This is a genomic window from Actinophytocola oryzae (genome assembly GCF_004364325.1).
In the GTDB taxonomy this organism is placed as follows: Bacteria; Actinomycetota; Actinomycetes; order Mycobacteriales; family Pseudonocardiaceae; genus Actinophytocola; species Actinophytocola oryzae.
Window position 1 is genome coordinate 1 of the sequence record NZ_SOCP01000005.1, and the last position, 18,239, is coordinate 18,239.

The window sequence follows — 18,239 nt, forward strand, 5'->3', positions numbered from 1 at the left end:
TCGAACTCGCCGACGAGCGCTACACCCGCCTGGTCCTCCAGGTCGACGATCCACGCACGACCGTGACGCTGGTCGAGAACGCCCTGCGCTGAGCCCTGGCGGTCGTGGTCCCGCTCGTCGGCTGCTTCTTCGTCGTCGTGCTCGCGCCGCGCTTCCATAGGTCAGCGCCGGTAGCGCTGGAGACCGTCCAGTCCTCAGCGCTGTCGAATCCCGAGCTGGGAGGTGTACGAGCGTTTCGGCGCGACGGGCCAGTAGTTCGGCGGGTAGGGGTGGCGGGGTGAGGGTCGTGCGGCAACAGGTTGCCATGAGGGCCATCCACTCCACGTCGGTCTCGGGCGGTTCCGTATCGGGGGCGACGAACAGCCGGAGCATGTGGCGAGCGTGTTCGGGCGTGGGACGCAGCAACCACGCGGCTGATGCCAGCGCCAGTCGCGGGTTCACCGTGAGGCGGACGACACCGGCGGGTGAGACCAGCGCCCGCGCCCTGATCCGGGGTGAGTCGGCGGCCAGTGCCACGGCGGCGCCCAGTGAGTTGCCCACCAGCACGATCCCTTCGGCATTCACGACCGCGAGGATCTCGTCGAGTATCCGGCCGTACCAGGCGCAGCGGCAGGTGCGGCCGTGGGAACCGCGACGGGTGTGACAGTCGACCGACATCGACCGGCACACCAACGTTCGTGTCAGACGGGTGGAGCGCTCTGGTCGACCAGCTGTACGCCGCGGTCGTGTGGTCAGTGCCGCGGAACAGCACCGTCTCGCCGCACAGGCCGCGGCATTCCGGCAGCGATCACGTCATCATCCCCATTCCGGCGAACGCCGCGACAACGACCGCGCCGACCCCGAACCCGACGAGCATCGGAATCCCGGCTGACGGTCGGAACCGCGCGACGATGTACCCGACCACCAGCACGAGCATCACCCATGAACCGACCAACGCGATCGCGTTCATCATGTTCTGGCTCAACAGGAAAGCACCCCGCGCGCCCACGATGACGACAGCGGCCGTACCGACCGCGATCCCGATCCGGCGCGCCGCGAGCAGGGCTGTTGACCGTCCCGCACTGATTTCCATCGTGATCACTCCAAATAGGAAATCGGATGGCCTTTTCGCAATAGTCGCACGGCACCGACGAAATGCGCCTTACTGAACCCTTACGCGGTGCGGCCGTCGTCGCGGCGAACACCGATCCTGTCGAAGTCCCAGGAAGCGATCTGTCCCCGTGTGAACGAGGTGCCCTGCCTGAGACTGGCCGCGATGCCTTCGTGATGACCTGTCATCCCCGCATACCCTCGAGGGGAGTCAGGACCTGACGGGCACGACCGGCCTACAGGCACATCGCGGCGCTCGTCGGCGTGCCATCGCCGCGGAGGGTGCGTTGCTGGCCGAGGAGGGAGCCGACCTGCCGTGGCACCGCATTCTCCGCTCGGACGGGGCACCGACCCCGCGTCTCGTGCGGGAGCAGCTGTCACGTCTTCGCGCCGGAGGAGTGGTCTCGGTCCGACAGAAGGTCGACCTGCGCGAGTACCGGCGGTACCCGGAGACCGGCGACGCGTGACCCGGCGTTCAGCCCCGTTCGACCAGGAAGGACCTGATGTGGTCCAGGGCCATGTCAATAGAGATCCGCATCGGCGTGATGTCGTGGGCCGCTTCCGCCAGCAGGTATCCACCCTGCAGAGCCGCCATCAGTCCGGTCGCGAGCTTGTCGGCGTCGGCGGCCGCCGCGAGGTCGCCCGCGGCCCGCATGCGCCGCAGGCCGTCGGCGATCAACTTCTCCCAGGCGGCGAAGTACGTCGCGAGCGTCACGCGCGACTCCTCGTCCTGGTCGGACAGTTCGCTGGCCATCGACCCGAGTGCGCACCCGTACGCGCCGTGCTGCAGGCCGTTGTTCTTGACCAGCGCGTCGCGCCAGCGTTCGAGCCCCTGAATCGAGCGCAGGTTCTTCAACGCGGCCTGCTCGCGGTCGAGGATCTGCTTGGCGCGTAGCTGCACGACCGCGCGAACGAGTGCCGTCTTGTCGGGGAAGTGTTGGTACAGCTGCGACTTGCTGGTGCCGCTCGACTCACGGACGTCGTCGAGGGTCGTCGCGTTGACGCCGCGCACGTACATCAGGTGAGCCGCCGCGTCGAGGATGCGGGCGCGCGTCGCGGCTCCCCGGGCGGTCAACCCCCTGGTCTTCGGCGACTGGGTCACCGGCCCAGGCTACCTGCCGCGGCCGACCCATCATAGTTTGAACCATCAAGTCCACTCCTGGCGACAGCGTCGACGGCGTCGACGGCCGCAAGCGACTCGACAGTGGGCTCCTTCGTGACTGTGGTCATAGCTCACAGCATAGCCGCGAATCGGGCTTGACAACCCCTTGCGCACGGGGTTGACTCACATTAACTGGTCTAAATAGTCCAAACAAGGAGAGCTGGACGTGATGGTTGAGGTGATCCTCAGCGAGCCGTTGCGGCGACTTCGTGAGATCGACGCACAGCTCGCGGCGCTGCCCGCACAGGCGCCTGACGAGGAGACGACCCAGGACGCGGCCGTGCTCTGGTGGCAGCGCGAAGCGGCCCTGAACGAGTTGCGCGGCACGCCACCCTCCCCCCACGCGAGGAGTCAAACGCCAGTCATGACCAACAGGAACACCGTCAGCGGGGCGTCGGCCCTCGACCTGTTCGCCGATCTCGAACCGGCGGTCGACACGTCCTTCGCCACCACCACACGGATCCAGCTGGACGAGACGTCGTGGATCGAGCACGTGCCCGGCTGGCTGACCGGCAGCGCCCACCTGTTCGACCAGCTGCTGACCGAGGCGCCATGGGAGCAGCGGTACCGGATGATGTTCGGCCGCCGCTTCCAGGAACCCCGGCTCACCGCCGAGTACCCCGACATCGCCGGCGCGCCTCAGGAACTGCTGCACACGGTCGCCGACACGCTGTCCAACCACTTCGATGTGCCCTACCGCAAGCTGTGGATGAACCTCTACCGCGACCACCGTGGGTCCACCGGCTGGCACGGCGACCTGATCGGCAAGGTCCAGGAGGTCAGCACCGTGCCGGTGTTGAGCCTCGGCGCCACCCGGAGGTTCCTGATCAGGCCCGCCGAGGGCGGCGCGAGCGTGTCGCTGATCCTCGCCTCCGGCGACCTGGTCGTGATGGGCGGCCGCGCCCAGCGGGACTGGCGGCACAGCGTGCCCAAGCAGAACACCCCGGCGGGGCCGCGGATCAGCGTCAACTTCGCCCCCGATCTCGACTGATCCACAGGAGACACGAGCAATGGACCTGAACACACTGGCGGCCAAGGGCCACCTCGCCCGGGGGTTCGACCCCTCCCGCCCCGTTGCCGACCAGACCGTCGACCAGATCCTCGAGTTCCTGCGGTCGACGCCGAGCTCGGTGAGCGTCCAGCCCTGGCGTGCACTGGTGCTGCGGACGCCGGAGAGCAGGCAGCGGCTGGCCGACCACCTCGGCATCGACTTCGAGGGCAACATCCGCAAGATCCGCACGGCCTCGCACGTCCTGATCATCAGCACCCTCACCGACCTCAGCGACGAGACGCTCAACCTCCGGTTCGCGCGGGAGGAGGCGGACGGCCGGTTCCCCGACGCGGGTGTCAACGCCGCGTGGCAGGCCATGGTCCGCGAGTTCGTCCAGGAACGGCGTTACGACCACAAGGATCTGCCGCACTGGATGGAGAAGCAGACCTACCTGGCCGTGGGCATGACGATGATGGCGGCCGCGGCGGTCGGCGTGGACGCCGCCCCGCTGGAGGGTTTCAACGCGCGCACCGTCGACACCGAGTTCGGCATCCGCGGCACCGGCTACACGACCACGCTGATCCTGGCCCTCGGGTACCGCGACACCTCCCTCACCGTCGCCGGTGCGAAGTCCCGGCTGCGGCGCGACGAGCTGTTCGCCTTCGTCGACTGAACCATCCGGAAAGGACATACCATGCAGGATCCCGCTGACGTCGCCGCGCTGGAGAAGCTCAACGCGGACTACATCCACTCCGACCAGTTCAACGACGTCGCCCGCTACGAACAGATGCTGGCCCCGGACTTCCAGGTCCAGTTGCCGGACCTGAAGACCCGCGACCGCGCGGCGTTCCTCGAGCTGATCGCGGCGCCCCGGCCGTTCACGAACCTCACGGCGCACGACGTCGTCATCCGGATCCTCGGCGACGTCGCTCTCGTCCACGGTCGTGTCACCTACACCACCGTGGCCGACGGCCTCGCCCGCGAGGCGCTCTACACCGACACCTACCAACGCCGCGACGGCGAATGGACCTGCGTCGCCGCCGCCGTGACAGCGCGGGGCGACTGACATGCCCACCGTGCACCCCATCGACGCCGGCGTGTCCCGGCACATCGGCACGTACTCCGACGCCGTCCGGATCCCGGCCGGCCACGACCTGGTCGTCACTTCCGGCACCCCGGGTCTGCTCGACGACGGCACCACACCGGAGGACTTCGCCGACGAGGCCCGCCGCGCGTGGGTCAACGTCGAACGTGCCCTGACCAAGGCCGGTGCCTCGCTGACCGACATCGTGTCCGCGCGCACCTGGCTCACCTCCGCCGACGACGTCGCGACCTACGTACGGGTCCGCGACGAGTTCATCACCCACCGCCCGACCTACATGCTCGCCGTCGTGCCTCAGGTCGTGTGGCCGAACCTGCGCCTGGAGATCGAAGTCACCGCCGCCGTCCAACCGTCGTGAAAGGACACACCATGTCGAACCCGTACGAACGTTTCCTCGCACTGCACACGCGGGACCGGCCGTTCATCATGCCCAACGCCTTCGACGGCCTGTCCGCCGCGCTGTTCGCCGACGCCGGCTTCGAGGCCGTCGCCACCTCGTCAGCGGCGTTCGCGTTCTCCCTCGGCCGGCTCGACGGCCGCCACGCCGTCAGCGCCGAGGAACACCTCGCCCACGCCCGGCTGCTCGGCGACGCCAGCGGCCTGCCGGTCAACGGCGACTTCGAGGACGGCTACGGCGACACCCCCGACGACGTCGCCGCGACCGTCGAGGCCGCCATCGCCGCTGGGCTCGCCGGCATCGGCATCGAGGACACCTCGGCCGACCCCGGCAAGCCCATCCGCGACTTCGACGAGTCCGTCGAGCGCGTCCGCCGCGCCGCCGAGGTGGCCAAGGAGCGCATCGTGTTGACCGGACGTACCGACAACTTCATCCAGGGCCGGCCCGACCTCGACGACACGGTCCGCCGCCTCACCGCGTTCGCCGAGGCCGGCGCGGACGTGCTCTACGCGCCCTACCCACCCGACATGGCCGCCGTCACGGCCATCGTGCGGGCCGTCGCGCCCAAGCCCGTCAACGTGCTGATCGGTCCGGCGAGCGGCCCGGTCAGCCTCGGAGAGTTGGCCGAGGCAGGCGTCAAGCGCATCAGCCTCGGCGCCGACCCCTACCTGCACGCCCTCGACGCCCTGCGCAAGGCGGCGACCGCGCTGGCCGCAGGCGACCTCACGGCGCTGCCCCACGACCTGTCCTTCCGCGACGCCAGCACGCTGCTCAACGCCTACCCGACCTGACGAGGGCAGCGCGGTGACTACTGTGGACAGTCCGCTGGCGGCCTACCCCAGTGGCGTCGTCATCGTCACCACAGTCACCGCCGACGCGGGGTGTCCCTATGTGGTTGTCAAGCCGCAGCTGGGGCGGGAGCGGGTTCGGGATGCCGGTAGTGGGTGCCGTTGCGGAGCATTGCGTAGATGACGTCGCAGCCCTGCCCCTCAGGTGGGTGATCACCGATGAACGGAACGCACGGCATCCAGAAGCTCTGGTGCACCAGGCCGGTCTATGCCGGGGCGACCATCTGCCGCCATGAATCGCGAACAGCCGCCTACCGCTACATCCAGAACCACTACTGCGGAACTGGACGGCAGACACGCGTGGCTTCCAGCGTCTGACCGTGTTCGTGAACGAACACGACGACCAGGGCTGGCACACGTACGAGCAGGTCGACCGCGCCGAACTCGCCGCTGCCGAGCAGTAGTGGCGGGCACGACATGGCGCGCCGGGCGCACCGTGAGGCTCTCCCCGTGGCGGGTCAGGGTAATAACGGTGACAGGGCCAAACAGGCGCGATGGACTCCCAGTCGATCAAAGGCGCCGACACTACCGGTACCAATACCCGCGGCTACGACACGGGGAAGAAGATCAGCCGTCATCCGCTGGGCCGCCATCGCCACCCATGACCCGACGCATCACCCGCGGACGAGCCGCCACCCTCCGGACCACGCCGATTCACCACCAACTGAAATCTCAAACACGTTCTCACAGTTGGTTCGTCGTGTGGCCAACCCCGCGCAGGAGGGTGTCCACCAGCGCGGTGGCCAGCGCGTCGACGTTGTCGGTCTCGTCATTGTCGGTCTCGTCGTTGTCGTGGCAGACCTCGTCGATGAGGGCGCGGAAGACGCGGGTGGCCCAGTGCGGGTCGACGTCCTCGCGGAGCACGCCGGCGTCGCGTGCCCGGCGGAACAGGTTGTCGCAGCGGGTGAACAGGTCGGCCAGGTGGACGGCCGGCGTGGTCTGGCTCGTCGCGAACGCCCAGCTGCGTTTGACGCGGAGCACGTTCGCGGTCACCTGGTAGAGAGCCACCAGCGGCGGGGCCGTCTCCGGCCGAGCCGCGTCGACGGCGGCATGGAACTGGTCGGAGGCCCAGGTGGTGAGGGCGTCGAGCAGGGCGTCGCGCGTGGCGAAGCGGCGGTGCACGGTGGAGCGAGCGACCCCGGCGGCGTCGGCCACCTCCTCGATAGTGGCCGCGGGGTTCGCGCCGTACACCTGTTCTGCCGCTTCCAGGATCGTTCGCATGGTCCGCTCGGTGTCCGCCCGGCGTGACCGGCCCTGGCTCATCACACCCCGAAGGCTACGGGAACGACCTCATTCGCCCCGAACTTGCGTCACTTGTGTCGCAAGTTGTGCTTTACTCGCTTCTATCAAGTCGCGCAGCGAGGAAAGGTGCACTCATGGATCTCCATCTGACGGGAAAGATCGCGCTAGTCACCGGTGCCAGCCGGGGAATCGGTCTCGCGACCGCCCGCGCCCTGGTGGCGGAGGGTGCGACGGTGATCGCCGCCGCCCGCAACCTGTCCGACGCGCTCACCGACAGCGGCGCTCATCCCCGCACCGTCGACCTGGCCACCCCGGCAGGCCCGGCCACCCTGGTCAGATCCGTGCTCGAGGAGTACGGCGACCTCGACATCCTGGTCAACAACGTCGGTGGCGGCGACGCGGAGGACCTACGTGACTTCTTCGGCTACGACGACGCCATCTGGCAGCGGACCTTCGACCTGAACTTCTACTCCGCCGTCCGCGCCTGCCAGGCCGGCATCGACAGCCTGGTCCGCCGCCGAGGACTGGTCGTGAACGTCTCCTCGAGCGGAGCACGGATGCCACACACCGGCCCGGTGCCCTACACCACGGCCAAGGCCGCACTCAACGCCTTCAGCAAGGCGTTCGCCGAGGAGTACGGAGGCCGAGGCGTTCGAGTAGTCACCGTCTCCCCAGGACCCACCCGCACCTCCCTGTGGACCGACCCCGACGGCTTCGGCGGCGCGGTCGCGGCTGCCCAGGGCATCTCCCACGCCGACCTGCTCACCGGCATCGCCGCCGCCTCGGGTGTCCTCTCCGGACAGATGGTCGAACCAGAACAGGTCGCGTCCCTGATCGCCTACCTCGCCTCACCCCAGGCGGCCGGCATCACCGGCCACGACTACCTCGTCGACGGCGGCGCGGTCAAGACAGCCTGACAAAGCCAACGACCCGTTCAGTCATGCCATCACATGTCGAGCGGCGAAACGAGGGCCGAGACGATCGCCCTGTCGCCCGATGGACCGACTACAGCATCGACAGGCGACGAGGACGACCACCGCCCCGGGTAGGCGTTCGATGTCGCTCACGTGGTGCCGGTCGAGGTGTTGACCGAGGACGGCACCACGCGGAGGTGGGATCGTCATGAGTGACCCGCAGTACGTCACCCGCCGGCCGCCTGCGCGGTGGCCAGACCGAACGCAACCGCGGCCACGGCGCCGTTAGTGCTCGAAGCTGCGGTTCTGAGCAGCCCGAGCGGTCTGACCCGGGCCGCCGCGGCGCCACGTACGAGCTTGCCCAAGACTGTCGAACGCTGGGGCGTCGACGTGGAACACGTGATAGTTCATCGTGAACGACAGCATCTCGGCTGCCTGCCATGGCATGGTGGGCGACTCATCGCAAGCTCGTGGGGGTTGCGCGCCACACGACGGTAAGGGCGATCGCGTCTTGTCAGCCTGCGTCAACCGACGTACATACCGGCGAGCTGATGCTTACCTTTCGGGGCGGGTGCTGACCGTGTCGTGCCGGTCGATCGCCCTGGTACCCGGCGGGGCCTTCGGACAGGCCACGCCGTCCGTGTCGAAGGAGTACAGCTCCACACCGGCCGGAAGTCGCGCCGAGCCGCTCACCACTCTGCCCACGGCGACATCTTCGCCGATCTCCGCCGGGAACCTCTCCCGGAACGTGCCAAACTCCTCATGTTTTCGCTTTACGTGCCGGCCCGGCCACGATACGTGTGCCGACCTGCCGGTTTTACGTGTCAGTGTGACGTCCGGGTGCCTTCGTGTGGGGAGCGCAGGGCCGACTGACCCGCGGCCCACCGGTCCAGGACGTACTGCGCGAGGTTGTTGTCGAGTCCCGTCGCCGCGGTTGCGCCGAAGAGGATGTCGTCGGCCAGTTCGGGGTGTTGTGCGGCCAGGCCGCCTGCCATGTCGTTCAGTGCGATCACGTCGTGCACCGAGTCGGCTATGACGTGTTCGTCGAAGAACTCGGTGGCGGCCTTGTCGAAGCCCAGGCGGCGGAGGCCCTCGGCCTGGCGTCTGTTCGACAGTGAGGACGTCATCTCCGCGATGGCCAGATGGCCGACCACGGCTCCGCGGAAACGCCTGTGCAGCCCGAACAGTGACATGGCGTTCACCGTGGCCAGTGCGATGCCCGGTATGAGGTCCAGGCAGGCGCCGTAGCGTGCGTCCAGGCCCACCGCGGCCATGCTCGTCCGGTACAGGACCGCGTGTATCCGGTCCGGCCTGCCGGAGCCGAACTCGTCGTACTCGATCTCGACCAGGGCTGCCTTCGCCTTGTTCTCCAGCCTCGGGATCGCGAACGAGTGCGGGTCGGCCTCCTTCAGGCGGTAGGCCGAGCGCAGCACGATCACCTCCAGGAACTGTTGTCTGGTCGCCTTTTCTCGCAGGTACCCGGACAGGCCGGGGCCCGGCAGGTCGGCGATCCCGTTCAGGCCGGCGCGGACGTCCGGTCCACTGTGGTCGGTGGGGAAGCTCGCACGCAGTGCCGCCTCGAACGGTGCCTCCAGCTGCGCACGCACGGCGAGCAGGGCCGGGTTCCACTCCCAGCGCGGGTCGACGCCCGCGAAACCGCGGTAGTGAAGTTCGTAGCACGCGTACAGCGCGAGGTGGAGGTCGTCGTCCGCGAGGGGGTCGCCGGTGGGGGCGGGTATCGCGGCCACGTCGCCCGGGTCGTGGGACAGGGCGTCGAGCACTACCTCGCTGACAGGGCCTCTCGGCTGTGGCAGCGGCGGCTCCCAGTGTTCCGGGGGCAGCGGGGTGGACGGGTCTGCTGTGATGGACATGCCTGCACTCTCAGTCGGTGAAGGTGCCTCGGGGCTGCCGCTTGATCTTGTGTGAGCTGTCGCACCAGGGTTTCTGCGCGGAGCGGCCGCAGCGGCAGAGCGCCACTGTCCTGCGCGTCGTGGGGATCTCCTCACCGTCGGCGTCGAGTATCCGGAAGTTTCCCCGCACCAGCAGCGGACCGTTCCGGTACTCGGTGATCACTACCGGTGCATCGGCTCTGCTCATGGCTGCGCCTCTCTCGTCTACGGTTCGGCGGTCTGTCGCGCGAGTAGGTCGACCACGTCCGTGAAGGTGCCGCCCCCGGCGAGGACCGCCCGCTGTCGTTCCGCGGAGGTGCCCTCGATCTTCTTCCGCTCGACCAGCTCTGTCACCTCGTCGAGGTCGCCCGCCTGTTCCAGCGCCGGCTCGGTCACACGCAGCAGGCGGTCGAGCATCTCCTTGGCTGGTGCCAGTTCGCCTTCGACGGGATCGAGGAGATCGGCCGTCAGACCGTAGCGGGCCGCTCGCCATTTGGCCGCCCGCAACATCTCGTGACTCAGCTCGGGGGCGACGATACCTCGTTCTATCTCGCCCAGCGCGTGCTGGACGAGGGCACGGCACAGGCCCGCCTGCAGGACGGTGTCGTCGACGGTGGTGCACGAGTCGGCGGGGCGGAATTCGACCGTCTGGTAGTTGGTGCCCGGCCGGACGTCCCAGTAGACCTGCCCGATGTCGTGGATGGTGCCGGTGTTCACCAGCACGGCCATCCGCTTGCCGTAGTCGTCGTAGGAGGAGAACGCGGGCGGCATACCACCGGTCGGCCAGTTCTCCCAGACGGTGCCTCGGTAGCTGGCGAAGCCCGTGTCCTCCCCCATCCAGAACGGTGAGCTCGCCGCCAGCGCGTGCAACACCGGCAGCCACGGCCGGACGCGGTTCGCCACCTGGATCGCGGTGTCGCGGTCGGCGACGCCGACGTGTACCTGGCAGGCACACATCACGTGGGTGCGCGCCATGTACGCGTAGCGGTCGAGGATGAAGTGGTTGCGTGGGTGCTCGACGAACTTCTGGGTCCGCCAGTCGGTCTGGGCCAGCGTTGCCGCCGCGACGACCCGGCTGCCCGTCTGCCGTGCGGCCTGGACCAGTCCGGCGCGAAGCTCGCGCAGCTCGCCGCGGACCTGGTCGAGGGTGTGGCAGATACCGGTCCTGCTCTCGAGCATGCAGGTCCTCAGCTCCGCGCTGTAGCTGTCGCGGCCACCAGGTAACCGGTGGACGGCGTCCAGCAGCGCCGTGGTGTCGTTGCGTGGGCGTCTGTCCTGTGCGTCGACTACGAAGAACTCTTCTTCTACCCCGACTGTAAGCGGCTCCGGCACGGTGGGTGACGCCCTTCTTCTCGTGGGCTCTTCAGGGATGGAGGCGGACGGTGTCGTCGCTCAGCACCACCACTCGCACGGGAAACGTCGCCGTCCCGTCGAGAGTTTCCAGGCACGGCGTCGTGGCGGTGCAGGCGAGGCGCAGGAGCGCCAGGATGTCGTCGGGGGTCGGCACGTGGTCGGCCGGGTCTCGAACGCGTTGGCAGGACAGGCCTGCGACGAGGTAGTGCGTGACACCCGCCAGCTCGATCAGCGGTCCTTCGCCGGTGGCCGCCAGCTCCGCCACCCGTCCGCGGTTGGCCGCCGTGTGCTCGCCCAGCGGCAGCGCGCCGAGGGTCAGGTGGGTCACGCGGTAGCCGAAGTCCAGCAGCAGCGCGATCATCGCGCGCGGAGTGGTGTAGCTGCCGATGGTGACCGCCAGCCGGGAGTCCATCGTGGACGCGTGGCGGACCACGTGGCGGACGAGGCGCAGTCCGTCGGGTCCGCCGTCGATCGAGACCCTGCCGGTGCGGTCTGGTGACGCGGGGAGGGGAACGTAGGGCGGGTTGCTGGTGACGACTGCCGGTGCCGACTGGAACGGGCAGCGTGCGAGCAGGTCGTGCGTCGTGCCGACGCTGTAGTCGGCGACGGAGAAGGTGACGCGTGGGCAGCCTTCCCTCGCGTAGTGGTCGGCTGCCCAGGAGACGCTGTCGGCGGCGATGTCCACACCGTGGACGTGACCGGCGCCCGCGCGGGCGAGGGCGGCTGCCGCGGCACCGCTGCCCGAGCCAAGGTCGAGCACCGTGGCGCCGGGGTCCAGGAGGTCCGCGGCTGCCCAGATCCCGACCTCGGTGTCGATCGGGTCGAAGAACACCGTGCCACACGGTGGCAGGCGCAGGTCCGCCGGCGTGAGGTGGTGAAACCGGGTGGTCCGTGAAACGGCTCCCACGGTGGTCAACGTGGATCGTCGTCCGTTCTCGGCTGCCACGGCCGACCCGCCGCACAGAACTCCAGAACGGCCATCGCGCTGCTGAGCTTCATGGCCGCCTGGTCCCAGGCGATCGACCGTGACCCGTCGAGCACCGCGCCGGAGACCTCTTCGCCGCGGCACGCGGGCAGGTCGTGCATGAACAACGCCGACGGTGACCTCGCGAGGAGTGTCTCGTCGACGTGGAAGGGGCGGAAGGCCTCGCGCCAGTCGGGGTCGGGCTTGGTCGTGCCGGTCGTCTGCCAGCGGGTCGTGTAGACGAAGTCGACATCGGTGGGCAGGTCGTCCATGGCGGTGGTCGTCTCCACGCTCGCGCCCACGGCGGCGCCTGCCTTTCGCGCGGCGGTCAGCTCGTCCTCGGGAATTCCGTAACCGTCGGGTGTCGCGACGATCAATGTGCTGGACGGCACCTTCGCCAGGCCGTGCGCGAGAGCCGTCGCGGAATTGTTTCCCTCACCGATGTAGAGCACCGTCACGCCGTCGAGGTGCCCTCGGTGCAGCCGCATGGTCGCCAGGTCGCAGATTCCCTGGGTCGGGTGTTCTTCCGTCGCCATGGCGTTCACCACGGGAATCCGCCCTTCCCGGGAAATGGTCCGCAGGTCGCGGACCGGTCCGGCGGTTCTCGCCACCAGCCCGTCGAGCATGGACCCGAGGACCCGCGCCGTGTCGGCGAGCGACTCACCGGTGTTGAGCTGCAGGTCGTCGGGACCGTAGGTCAGGACGTGGGCGCCAAGCCGGTGGGCTCCGACGGAGAAGGCCGTCCGTGTTCTGGTGGAGGTCCTGGTGAACAGCACGCCGATCGCTTTGTCGCTCAGCGGTCGGTCGTGTGCCAGTGGGTTCCAGTGCAGTTCGACGGATCTCGCGACGATATGGTGGAGATCGTCCTCGTCGAGATCACACAATGACAGCAACCCGGACTCGGTGCGAGCCTCCGGCGTGTCTTTTACGGAGCTCATTCGGGTGCGCCTCACCTAGTTCTGCAGGACGTGACCGAAGTTTAGTTTCCCAGGCAAGTCGTCGGCCCGCATCCGCAGGTTGGCGGTCACCCACTCGTCGTCGAAGACCGTTTCCAGATAACGCTCACCCAGGTCGGGCGAGACACCGACGACGGTGCTACCCGGCGTGATCCCCGCTCCCCGGTGGCGGATCGCGACCAGCACGGCGCCGGTGGACGCGCCGACGAGCATGCCCCGGTCCCTGGCCAGCTCGCGGCACGCCGTCACCGCGTCCACTTCGGACACGGTGACCACGTCGTCGACCAGCTCCTCGTCGAGGATCCCCGGACGCAGGCTCGCGCCCATGCCCGGGATGTGGCGTGGTCCCTCCGGGTGACCGAAGATCGCCGAGCCTTCGACGTCCACGGCGACGACGCGCGTGCCGGGACTGTGCTCCCGCAGGTAGGCGGCGCACCCCATCAGCGTGCCGGTCGTGCCCGCCGCGACGAACACGTGGCCGACGTCGGGCACGTGGTCGAGGATGGCTCGTCCCGTTCGGTCCCGGTGGGCGCCCGGCCCGGACGGGTTGGCGTACTGGTTCAGCCAGTGCAGGTCGGGCTCGTAGGACAACCGCGTCGTGATGTAGTCGATGCGCGAGCTCAGGTAACCACCGTGTTCGTCGTGCCTGCCGACGACCACGACCTCCGCGCCGAGCGCCCGCATCATCTTGACCGGCTGGGGGTTCGCCTTCGGATCGGTGACGCACACGAGCGAATAACCCTTGGCGGCGCAGATCATCGCGAGCGCGACGCCGAGGTTGCCCGACGTCGACTCGATGAGCCGGGTCGCGGGAAAGGGGACTCCCGCCGACTCCGCCCCCTCGACGAGTGCGACCGCCGTCTTGAGCTTCGCCGACCCGGCCGGGTTGCACCCCTCGACCTTGAGGTAGCCGCGGCTGCCCGGGACGAACTCGTCTATCCGCAGGAACATGTCGTCGCTGACCAGGTCGTAGACCTCACCCACGATCATCGGCACACCATGTCTCCCACACGTGGCCACGGTCGCTCTCCTCAGGCAGGGGCGCGTAACTGCCGGCTCCCCAGCATTCCACCCCGCGCGGCGAAACCCGGAGCTCTCGGCCACCACCAGCCATCCAGGGGAAGCCCACCACCCCTTTGTCACAGGCCGAGTTCCGAACAGATACTCCTCGCGTCCGCGATTCACCCGAAGGATGGGCTTGGGGACGGCCGGTTTCGACCGGACGGCGTCGGGTAGCCGAGTCCACCGACAGGCATGACGATGGCACAGGACAGTGCTGCCACCTCGCGGAAGGGCACGGGCTTCGGCATGAAGGCGAACGCGTCGAGCAAGGGCAAACCGAAGCGCGTCGTCGTGACCGGTGCGAGCGGCAACGTCGGCACCAGTGTCGTGCGCGCACTGTCCGAGGCGCCCGAGGTGGGCTCGATCGTCGGGATCGCCCGCAGGCGACCGGAGGAGTGGGACCTGCCGAAGCTGGAGTGGGCCACCGCGGACCTCGGCGACGAGGACGTGAACCTCGATCCCCTGTTGTCCGGTGCCGATGCCGTCATCCACCTCGCCTGGCTCTTCCAGCCGGCACGCGACCCGCTCACCACCTGGCGCACGAACGTGCTCGGCAGCCTGCGGTTGTTCGACGCGGTCGCGCGTACCGGGGTGCCCGCACTCGTGCACGCGTCGTCGGTCGGCGCCTACTCACCCGGGCCGAAGGACCGCGAGGTCGACGAGAGCTGGCCGACGCACGGGTGGCCCTCGGCGGCCTACACCCGCGAGAAGGCCTACCTGGAACGTGCGCTCGACGCCTTCGGGCAGGCCCACCAGGACGTGCGGGTGGTGCGGATGCGGCCCGCGTTCCTCTTCAAGCGGGACTCCGCGAGCCAGCAACGCCGGTTGTTCGGCGGGCCGTTCGTCCCGCAGCGGCTCGTGCGTCCCGAGCTGATCCCGGTCGTCCCGGACCTGCCAGGACTGCGTGTGCAGGCCGTGCACACCGCTGACGCCGCACAGGCCTACCGGCTTGCCGCGCTGGGTGACGTGCGCGGAGCGTTCAACCTCGCCACCGATCCGGTCCTGGACGGGCCGATGCTCGCCGACCTGCTCGGCGCGAAGCTCGTGCGGCTGCCCGTGTGGGCGATACGCGGACCGCTGGTCGCGGCGTGGCGCCTGCATCTCACGCCCGCGTCGCCCGACCTGTTCGACGCCGTACTGCACCTGCCGCTCATGGACTCCACGCGAGCACGCACCGAACTCGGCTGGACCCCGACCCATGACGCGGCGGACGCGATCACCGAGTTCCTGCACGGGATGCGGGACGAGGCCGGCATGCCCACCCCGCCACTCGCACCCCGGGTGCCGGGCGGGCGGCTCCAGGAGCTGCGCACGGGCGCCGGGAAGAGGCCGTGACCGTCTACTGTGACTCCGGTTCGGACGACGGTGGCGTGGCCGGTTCCGGTGGCGTCAGCTCGACGTGCTGGAAGTCCACATGAGGTAGCAGCCTGCGGACTTCCTCGAAGATCGGTGCGTTGTGGTCGCTCATCGGTGCCACCGCCCGCCCGCGTGCCCGTGCTGGGCCTGCGCGGTCGGTGCCACGTCGACGACCCAGTCCACATCGACCATCGACCTGGTGCCGTCCATGCGGATCACCGGCGCCCAGCGCGTCCCACTCACCGGGTCGACCAACTCGGCGCCTGCTGTGGCCATCGCACGCAGGAACGCCGCGGTCTCCGGCCGCGTGGGATCGTGGTAGGTGATGATCGCGCCAGGAAAGATCGAGATGTCAGTCATGGCGCACCTCCTCAGTCCATAAGACACGTCGTGCAGGTTTGCCTACACGGGCGCGTTCAAACCTGTGAGGAGCGTCTCCCACCTGAACGTGGACGCGGGTCAGTCCAGCAGGCGGATGACCGCCTTCTCGATCGAGGCGCGGTTCTCGTCGTCGGCCAGCGCGCTCGGGTCGACGGGGATGTCCGACGCGGCGATCGTCTCCCCGCGTTCCCACGCCGACAGCACCCGGGGATCCACATAGGAGCGCCTGGCCACCGCCGGGGTGTTGCCGAGCTGCTCGGCGACCTCGGTCATCACGGCCTTCTCCGCGCGCCTCCTGCCCCGCTCCGATGACGGCGTGTCCACACCGGCCAGTGCGACCGCCGCGAGCACCGTCGCGTGCCAGGTGCGGAGGTCCTTCGCGCTGAAGTCCTCGCCGACGATCTCCCGCAGCCGCTCGTTGACGTCCTCCGCGTGCACCTCGCGGCGCTCCCCGCCCACCCGGTAGGCGAGCAGCCTCTCGTCGTCCGCGCGACCCCGGCGCAGCGCCGTCACGAGTGCCGCGAGCGCGCCGTCGCGGATGCGGACCCTGCGGTCGATGCCGCCCTTGGCCAGGTAGTGGAACAGGATCTGGCCGCCGCGGACGGTCACGTCACCGCGGAGCAGGGTGGCCACGCCTCTGGTGCCCGGCCCGTTGGGGCCCTCCTGCGCGTACTCCTCACCCCCGGTGCGGAACACGCCACGGTCCAGCATGCGCAACGCGCCGGCCAGGACGCGGGCCCTGCCGAGGCCCGAGGCGGACAGGTCCTCGGCGACGGCGGCACGCAGCTCCGGGAGCCTGCGTGCCAGCGTCACCACCCTGCGGTGCTTCTCCTCGTCCTTCACCCGCCGCCACTCGTCGTGGTAGAGGTACTGCCGCCTGCCCGCGTCGTCGGTGCCGACCGCCTGGATGTGGCCGTTCGGGTGCGGGCTGATCCACACGTCGCGCCACGCGGGTGGGATCGCCAGGGCCCGGATGCGGTCCACGGTCCCGGCGTCGCGGACCGGCGCGTCGAGGTGGTCGACGTAGCGGAACCCCTTGCCGGAGCCGCGTCTGCCGATGCCCTTGCCCCAGACATTGCTGCGCCGCAACCTCATGGGAGCTACTCGGTGAGCGCGGTGGCCGCGTCGGGTTCGAGTACGCGGAAGCTGAAGCTCTCCTCGAGGTAGAGGGTCACGGAGTCGGCGTCGTGGTGGCTGTAGCCGACTGCGACGTCCTGGCCCAGCTCCAGTACGAAGTGGCCGCCGTCGAGGCTCGCGACGACCGCGCCGTCGACGCCTGGCGCACGGAGCACCTTGCCGCCGCCGAGGATCCTGCGGAGGTGGTCGAGGACCATCAGGCCCTGCTCGGTGGTCTCCACGATCCGCCGGTGGCCGAGCGGTCCGATCACGAGCGCGTAGGGGCCCTTGATGCCTGCCTCACGCAGCACGTCGACCGCCTTGGCCACGGCGTGCGGGTAGCTCTCCGCGTCGGCGCCGAGCGCGGTCGTCGACGACGCGGCGAGACCGGTGAAGCCGAGCTCCTCCCAGCCGTGGAACACGGCCTTGTTCTCCAGGACGGCGACGTCGTGGGCCGCTCGGTCCAGGTCGTCGAACACCAGGTCGGTGGCGCCGCGCTCGGCCGACTCGAGCTCGTCCCTCGCGACCGTGAACGGGACCCGCACCTCCACGAGGGGCAGCACCTGCCGCTGTCGTACCAGCGCGGTGCGCTCACTCGGGTGGTTGACCGGCCGGACCCGGCCGAGGTTGGTCGCCGAGTAGTCCCAACCGTGCGGGCCGGACACGTCCACGACACGACGGGCGGCCAGGTGCGGGGTCAGCCGCTCCCGCGCCTCCTCGTCGATCTGCTCCCACGCCGCCGCCGAGATCGGCGCCAGCTCCCGCGTCAGGTGGTTCATCCGGTCACTCCTCCTTGAGACTGCCGATGCGCAGCGACGGGTCCACGTCCAGCTGACCCGCCTCCATCTCGCGTTGTTCGACGTAGCGCTCCGGATCGACGTCGCTGGTGTCCAGGCCCCGGGTGCCCGCGTGCTCTGCCTTGAAGGCGAGGAAGCGGCGGCCCAGCTCGTCGCGGAGCGCCGGATCGGCGTTGCGGCGGAAGTCGGCGAGGCCGTCGTCCTCCTCCTCGGCCATGTGCTCGCTGTTGGCGGTCCTGGCCCTGCGCACCGCCGCGTGCCACTCCGTGCTGCCGACGGGCAGACGGGCCGCGTCCCGCACGCCGTCGCGGATGTCGTTGTGGTCGCCGATCGCGTCGAGCGTCTCGGCCTCCGGGTCGTCGCCCCTGCGGATCAGCTCGGGGTAGAAGACCTCTTCTTCGGCGGCGGCGTGCACGTCGAGCAGGTCGGCGAGCGGCCCCCACACCGCCGCGAGCTCCTGCGGATCGTCCAGATCGTCCAGAGCCGCGAACTGGCGCCGAAACCATTCGTGGTCGTCGAGGATCAGGCTGGTGATGTCCGGCATCCCATCACGGTAGGGCCGTTCGACGCGCTTCGCTCATCGTCCGTCAGGGGCATATCTCACCCTGGTGGGCAGGCTT

General features: G+C 69.2%; 24 protein-coding genes. 8 read left to right on the forward strand and 16 right to left on the reverse strand.

Features of this window, described 5'->3' with window-relative positions:
* Both CLV71_RS50640 and CLV71_RS14630 read right to left on the reverse strand, forming a co-directional pair.
* On the reverse strand, window positions 1-657 hold a 657-nt coding region (locus tag CLV71_RS50640; protein ID WP_133903854.1), incomplete at its 3' end, for an alpha/beta hydrolase.
* A gap of 130 nt (window positions 658-787) precedes the next feature.
* Window positions 788-1,081 carry a hypothetical protein gene (locus tag CLV71_RS14630; RefSeq protein WP_166664094.1) on the reverse strand — a complete coding sequence of 98 codons (294 nt, stop codon included), beginning with the start codon at window positions 1,079-1,081 and terminating at the stop codon, window positions 788-790.
* A 295-nt stretch (window positions 1,082-1,376) separates the two neighbouring features.
* Between CLV71_RS14630 and CLV71_RS14635 the strand changes: the two genes are divergently transcribed.
* The gene (locus CLV71_RS14635; RefSeq protein ID WP_133903308.1) at window positions 1,377-1,556 is read left to right on the forward strand and encodes an MGMT family protein; all 180 of its coding nucleotides are present in this window, start codon (window positions 1,377-1,379) and stop codon (window positions 1,554-1,556) included.
* Between the two features lie 8 nt (window positions 1,557-1,564).
* Here CLV71_RS14635 and CLV71_RS14640 read toward each other — a convergent pair whose 3' ends face one another.
* Entirely contained in the window at window positions 1,565-2,191 is a 627-nt protein-coding gene (locus CLV71_RS14640) for a TetR/AcrR family transcriptional regulator (RefSeq protein ID WP_208297568.1), read from the reverse strand.
* 229 nt (window positions 2,192-2,420) lie between these two features.
* Here CLV71_RS14640 and CLV71_RS14645 point away from each other — a divergent pair, with 229 nt between their 5' ends.
* From CLV71_RS14645 to CLV71_RS14665, 5 genes are read left to right on the forward strand one after another with little or no spacing between them, the layout of a single operon-like run.
* Window positions 2,421-3,242, forward strand: coding sequence for an alpha-ketoglutarate-dependent dioxygenase AlkB (locus tag CLV71_RS14645; RefSeq protein ID WP_133903309.1), 822 nt, complete (start codon window positions 2,421-2,423; stop codon window positions 3,240-3,242).
* A gap of 19 nt (window positions 3,243-3,261) precedes the next feature.
* Window positions 3,262-3,915 carry a nitroreductase family protein gene (locus CLV71_RS14650; protein WP_133903310.1) on the forward strand — a complete coding sequence of 218 codons (654 nt, stop codon included), beginning with the start codon at window positions 3,262-3,264 and terminating at the stop codon, window positions 3,913-3,915.
* A 21-nt stretch (window positions 3,916-3,936) separates the two neighbouring features.
* Window positions 3,937-4,308, forward strand: a complete 372-nt coding sequence (locus CLV71_RS14655; RefSeq protein WP_133903311.1) for a nuclear transport factor 2 family protein — start codon at window positions 3,937-3,939, stop codon at window positions 4,306-4,308.
* Window position 4,309: 1 nt separating this feature from the next.
* Window positions 4,310-4,702: a RidA family protein gene (locus tag CLV71_RS14660; RefSeq protein WP_133903312.1), complete on the forward strand. Its 393-nt coding sequence runs from the start codon at window positions 4,310-4,312 to the stop codon at window positions 4,700-4,702.
* 11 nt (window positions 4,703-4,713) lie between these two features.
* Window positions 4,714-5,532, forward strand: a complete 819-nt coding sequence (locus tag CLV71_RS14665) for an isocitrate lyase/PEP mutase family protein (protein ID WP_133903313.1) — start codon at window positions 4,714-4,716, stop codon at window positions 5,530-5,532.
* 741 nt (window positions 5,533-6,273) lie between these two features.
* On the opposite strand, the gene CLV71_RS14670 is transcribed toward CLV71_RS14665, so the two are convergent.
* Window positions 6,274-6,810 (reverse strand): TetR/AcrR family transcriptional regulator, encoded by a 537-nt coding sequence (locus tag CLV71_RS14670; protein WP_208297570.1) that lies wholly within the window; start codon window positions 6,808-6,810, stop codon window positions 6,274-6,276.
* A 155-nt stretch (window positions 6,811-6,965) separates the two neighbouring features.
* On the opposite strand from CLV71_RS14670, the gene CLV71_RS14675 reads away from it, so the two are divergent.
* Entirely contained in the window at window positions 6,966-7,748 is a 783-nt protein-coding gene (locus CLV71_RS14675; protein ID WP_133903314.1) for an SDR family NAD(P)-dependent oxidoreductase, read from the forward strand.
* 552 nt (window positions 7,749-8,300) lie between these two features.
* Here the strand turns inward: CLV71_RS14675 and CLV71_RS47630 are convergent.
* The 7 genes from CLV71_RS47630 to sbnA all read right to left on the reverse strand — a co-directional run bounded on the left by CLV71_RS47630 (window position 8,301) and on the right by sbnA (window position 13,897).
* Window positions 8,301-8,450 (reverse strand): hypothetical protein, encoded by a 150-nt coding sequence (locus CLV71_RS47630; protein WP_166664095.1) that lies wholly within the window; start codon window positions 8,448-8,450, stop codon window positions 8,301-8,303.
* A 119-nt stretch (window positions 8,451-8,569) separates the two neighbouring features.
* Window positions 8,570-9,616 (reverse strand): iron-containing redox enzyme family protein, encoded by a 1,047-nt coding sequence (locus CLV71_RS14680; protein WP_133903315.1) that lies wholly within the window; start codon window positions 9,614-9,616, stop codon window positions 8,570-8,572.
* Between the two features lie 10 nt (window positions 9,617-9,626).
* Entirely contained in the window at window positions 9,627-9,842 is a 216-nt protein-coding gene (locus CLV71_RS14685) for a CDGSH iron-sulfur domain-containing protein (protein WP_133903316.1), read from the reverse strand.
* Between the two features lie 17 nt (window positions 9,843-9,859).
* On the reverse strand, window positions 9,860-10,966 hold the full coding sequence (locus CLV71_RS14690; RefSeq protein WP_166664096.1) for a carboxylate-amine ligase: 1,107 nt from the start codon (window positions 10,964-10,966) through the stop codon (window positions 9,860-9,862).
* A 31-nt stretch (window positions 10,967-10,997) separates the two neighbouring features.
* Complete coding sequence (locus CLV71_RS14695; protein ID WP_166664097.1) at window positions 10,998-11,894, reverse strand: methyltransferase domain-containing protein; 897 nt, start codon at window positions 11,892-11,894, stop codon at window positions 10,998-11,000.
* A 5-nt stretch (window positions 11,895-11,899) separates the two neighbouring features.
* Window positions 11,900-12,889: an ornithine carbamoyltransferase gene (locus CLV71_RS14700; protein ID WP_133903319.1), complete on the reverse strand. Its 990-nt coding sequence runs from the start codon at window positions 12,887-12,889 to the stop codon at window positions 11,900-11,902.
* Window positions 12,890-12,904: 15 nt separating this feature from the next.
* Complete coding sequence (gene sbnA / locus CLV71_RS14705) at window positions 12,905-13,897, reverse strand: 2,3-diaminopropionate biosynthesis protein SbnA (protein WP_133903320.1); 993 nt, start codon at window positions 13,895-13,897, stop codon at window positions 12,905-12,907.
* A gap of 318 nt (window positions 13,898-14,215) precedes the next feature.
* Between sbnA and CLV71_RS14710 the strand changes: the two genes are divergently transcribed.
* Window positions 14,216-15,304 (forward strand): NAD-dependent epimerase/dehydratase family protein, encoded by a 1,089-nt coding sequence (locus CLV71_RS14710; protein WP_133903857.1) that lies wholly within the window; start codon window positions 14,216-14,218, stop codon window positions 15,302-15,304.
* Window positions 15,305-15,308: 4 nt separating this feature from the next.
* Here CLV71_RS14710 and CLV71_RS50125 read toward each other — a convergent pair whose 3' ends face one another.
* The 5 genes from CLV71_RS50125 to CLV71_RS14730 form a co-directional block, all read right to left on the reverse strand.
* Window positions 15,309-15,437: a hypothetical protein gene (locus tag CLV71_RS50125; RefSeq protein ID WP_279588732.1), complete on the reverse strand. Its 129-nt coding sequence runs from the start codon at window positions 15,435-15,437 to the stop codon at window positions 15,309-15,311.
* A complete protein-coding gene (locus CLV71_RS14715; RefSeq protein ID WP_133903321.1) occupies window positions 15,434-15,685 on the reverse strand; it encodes a hypothetical protein in 252 nt (83 codons plus the stop codon). Before CLV71_RS14715 ends, CLV71_RS50125 begins: the two co-directional genes overlap by 4 nt.
* Window positions 15,686-15,784: 99 nt before the next feature.
* Entirely contained in the window at window positions 15,785-16,801 is a 1,017-nt protein-coding gene (locus CLV71_RS14720) for a DNA topoisomerase IB (protein WP_133903322.1), read from the reverse strand.
* A 5-nt stretch (window positions 16,802-16,806) separates the two neighbouring features.
* On the reverse strand, window positions 16,807-17,601 hold the full coding sequence (locus tag CLV71_RS14725; RefSeq protein ID WP_133903323.1) for a family 1 encapsulin nanocompartment shell protein: 795 nt from the start codon (window positions 17,599-17,601) through the stop codon (window positions 16,807-16,809).
* A gap of 4 nt (window positions 17,602-17,605) precedes the next feature.
* Window positions 17,606-18,163 (reverse strand): hemerythrin domain-containing protein, encoded by a 558-nt coding sequence (locus tag CLV71_RS14730; protein WP_133903324.1) that lies wholly within the window; start codon window positions 18,161-18,163, stop codon window positions 17,606-17,608.
* Between the last annotated feature and the right edge of the window lie 76 nt (window positions 18,164-18,239).